3 protein-coding genes and 1 pseudogene are annotated in these 3,470 nt (G+C 50.9%); all 4 read right to left on the bottom strand.

Annotated features, from left to right (window positions below):
- A partial coding sequence (locus tag VB081_RS11640; protein ID WP_442872720.1) for an ABC transporter permease occupies window positions 1-486 on the bottom strand: 486 nt, incomplete at its 3' end.
- Window positions 487-489: 3 nt separating this feature from the next.
- Window positions 490-1,521 (bottom strand): ABC transporter permease, encoded by a 1,032-nt coding sequence (locus tag VB081_RS11635; RefSeq protein WP_323400980.1) that lies wholly within the window; start codon window positions 1,519-1,521, stop codon window positions 490-492.
- Between the two features lie 27 nt (window positions 1,522-1,548).
- Window positions 1,549-3,069 carry a sugar ABC transporter ATP-binding protein gene (locus VB081_RS11630; RefSeq protein ID WP_323400979.1) on the bottom strand — a complete coding sequence of 507 codons (1,521 nt, stop codon included), beginning with the start codon at window positions 3,067-3,069 and terminating at the stop codon, window positions 1,549-1,551.
- Window positions 3,070-3,168: 99 nt separating this feature from the next.
- Window positions 3,169-3,470: pseudogene (locus VB081_RS11625) on the bottom strand (sugar ABC transporter substrate-binding protein); the annotation flags it as partial.

The following is a 3,470-nucleotide window of genomic DNA, read 5'->3' as shown; positions in this document are numbered from 1 at the left end:
GATAGGTCCTACCGTGCCCGTCACGATCACTTTGAATGCTGCAACAGAGACGGACAGCGATTTTCCACCCATCGTGATCAGCAGGCCTAAGCCCTTCACGCCAGACATCATAGCAAGTGTGACAATGAATGGCTGTATCTTGAGCTTCGTTACGCAAAAGCCGGTCAGCGCGCCAAGACCCGCGCACGCGCCGATCGCGGCGATCGCCATAACAAATGGCACTTCGCATTGTGCCGCCACCAGCCCGACGATCACGGACGAAAACCCAAAGATCGAGCCGACCGAAAGGTCGATGCCGCCGGTCAGTATCACAAACGTAACGCCTATGGCCATAATGCCGATCATACTTGCCTGCTTGAACAGATTCGCAATGTTGTTGACCGAAAAAAAGTTTTCAAACGCGATGGACGCGACAACCATGATAACGATGAAGGCGACAAGCGTTGCGTTTCCGCCGACAAAATTTTTCAATTTATTTTCCTGCATTTTTTACGCCCCCTTTGCCGCAGTCGTTTTAGCCGCTTTGATCTTACGGCTTTTTGCACCCTTGTCCGACTGGATATATACCGCCAAAATAATGATCGCCGCTTCAAGAAGCATAGACCATGCCGTATCGATCCCGTTCATATTGACTGTCATCGTGATGATAGAAATAATGAAGCAGCCCACGACTGTACCGAGTATGCGTGGTTTTCCGCCTGCCATAGACGTTCCGCCGATGACGACGGCAGCGATGGCCTGCATCTCCATGCCCGAACCGACAGAGCTTGGGTTACAGTTTTGTGTCCGCGAGACCGCCATCACGCCCGCAAGCGCCGTAAGTGCGCCCAGCAGCAGGTATACGCCGATCACGATGCGGTCAGAACGAATACCCGACAGCTTTGCCGCCGTCGCGTTGTTGCCGATGGCCTCCACCGACTTGCCGAACACAGTGCGTTCCGCAATAATGAAGAACACCACCGCAAAAGCCACCACATAAATAAGCTGGATCGGTATCCCCCCAAACGATGTGCCCGAGATAGCGAGAAACGTTTCGTCCAGCACCTGCACTGTTTTTGCATTGCTGACCATGCGTGCAACACTGCGTAAAATGATCATCATCGCAAGCGTCAGCACCATTGGCTGTATCTTGAATTTAACCGTCAGCACGCCGATGAACGAGCCAATACCCGCGCCCAGCAGCAATCCGATGATAAGACACCCCAGAAACGGCACGCCCGCCTCCGCCATCATGGCGACGACCGTAGCGCACAATGCCATCGTTGCGCCTACACTGATATCGATGCCCGCGACCGCGATCACGAACGTCATGCCCATTGCCACACACATGACTGTCGTCGAATGGATGATCAGGTTCCACACCGTCGTAGAGCTGACAAAGTTCTTTGTGATACAAAAATTGATAATAAGAAGAACCGCAAACACCATGAGAGCACCGTACTTTTTCGCAAACTCACTGCGTTTTAGGGCACGGTTGCTCAAATCCTGGATCTTCTGTAATTCTGTATTTGAATTTTCCATTGATTTACCCCTCCGAATGATCGCACATTACATGGCGTGCGCTTCCGAGATACGCTGGATAATATTATCCTCCGTGATCTCTTCGCTCAAAAGCTCTCCCACTTCTTCGCCTTCCCTGATGATAATGACCCTGTCGCAATCCCTTGCCAGCTCCTCCAAAATAGAAGATATCATAATAACACTGATGTTTTCCTTGGCAAGCTGCTGGATGAGCATCTCGATCTCCATCTTCGCGCCCACGTCGATGCCGCGCGTCGGCTCGTCTAAGATGATGATGTCTGGGTTTGCGCACAGCCCGCGTGCGATAATGCACTTCTGTTGGTTGCCGCCAGACAAAAATTTGATCAGCTGCTTTCCGCTCGGGGTCTTGATCTTCAGTTTTCCAATGTATTCCTCAACTATTTCCTCCTGCCTTTTCCTGTCGATGAATCCGCATTTACTGATTTCCTTTAGGATAGACATGGTGATGTTATCCTTGATGGACATATCGGGGAATACCGCGTCACGCTTGCGTTCTTCCGGGCAAAGGATGATCTTGTCGCGCAGCGCGTCGTTCACGCTGCGGTATTTGACCTCTGTCCCTTTGACGATGACTTCCCCGCTCTCGATCTTCGAGCAGCCAAAGAGTGCGTTTGCAATCTCCGTACGGCCCGCACCGAGCAGGCCGGCAAGGCCCAGTACCTCGCCTTTGTTGAGCTCAAAGCTCACGCCCTTCAATTTGTCACCATCAGATACTTTTTTAAATTCACAGATCGCCGTGCTGTTCTTTAAGTCTTCGTTGAATTCCTTGCGGAAATTCACGATGGACGACGCATCCCTGCCGATCATCTTAGAGATCAGGCTCAGCTTATCAAGCTCGGCCACGTCATAACATCCCATATATTCACCGTCTTTTAAGATCGTGACCTTCTCACAAATTTCGTATATCTCGTTTAGCCTGTGCGTAATAAAGATCACTGCGATGTTTTTGGCCTGCAGCTGCCGCACGATGTCCATCAAAGACGAAACTTCCTTGTCGTCAAGCGACGACGTTGCCTCATCCATAATGACCAGCTTCGCGTCCTGCGATACCGCCGTCGCGATCGCGACCATTTGCTGCATTGCCGCCGAAAGCGTACTAATGGGGCGCGTCACATCAACATCGATATTAAAATCCTTCAATATTTCCTTTGCGCGCCTGTTCGTTTCCTTCCAGTCAATAAAACCGCTTTTCTTTTTGATCTCGTTTCCCAGAAACATGTTTTCCGCAATACTTAGACATGGTGCGGTATTCAGTTCCTGATAGATCGGCTGTATTCCCGCAGCCTGCGCCTGCGCAGGCGACGTAAAACTCACTTCGTGTCCTGCAAACCGTATCGTTCCTGCATCCCTTTGATGCAGCCCCGTCAAAATCTTGATCAGGACGGATTTACCCGCGCCGTTTTCTCCTTCCAGCGCGTGTACCTCTCCTTCCCTCACAACAAGGTCCACTCCCTTAAGCGCGTTAACGCCGATAAACGACTTGCAGATTCCTCTCATCTCAAGCAATATGGATTTTTCCTCAGACATTATTAAGCCTCCTTGCCGTTTTTTCACTCTTGCCATACCTTCTAAAAAGTGTGGCTGCCGTTTTCACGGCAGCCACTGTCTTTTCAGCAATTCTTTCCTCTAAAACGCCATTCCGTTTGTCAATGCGTCAGCTGCATTTTTGCTGTCGATGATCTCCGACGGGATCGTCGTTTCCTTTGTCAGGTTTTCACCGTTAAAATAAGCTGCGATCATCGAATAGATCAGCTCGCCATTCTGTGTGTCGCATGTAGATACCGCTGCGATCTCGCCGTCAACGATCTTCTGTACAGCTGCCTTCTGTCCGTCGATGCCAAGAACCGTGATGCCCTCAAGGCCTGCGTTTTTCAGCGATGCGATCGCGCCCAGCGCCATCTCTTCCGTATGGCAGAACACTGTGTCGA

It is taken from the genome of Christensenella sp. (assembly GCF_034927525.1).
Lineage (GTDB): Bacteria > Bacillota > Clostridia > Christensenellales > Christensenellaceae > Christensenella.
This window is presented reverse-complemented; position numbering and strand designations above follow the sequence as displayed.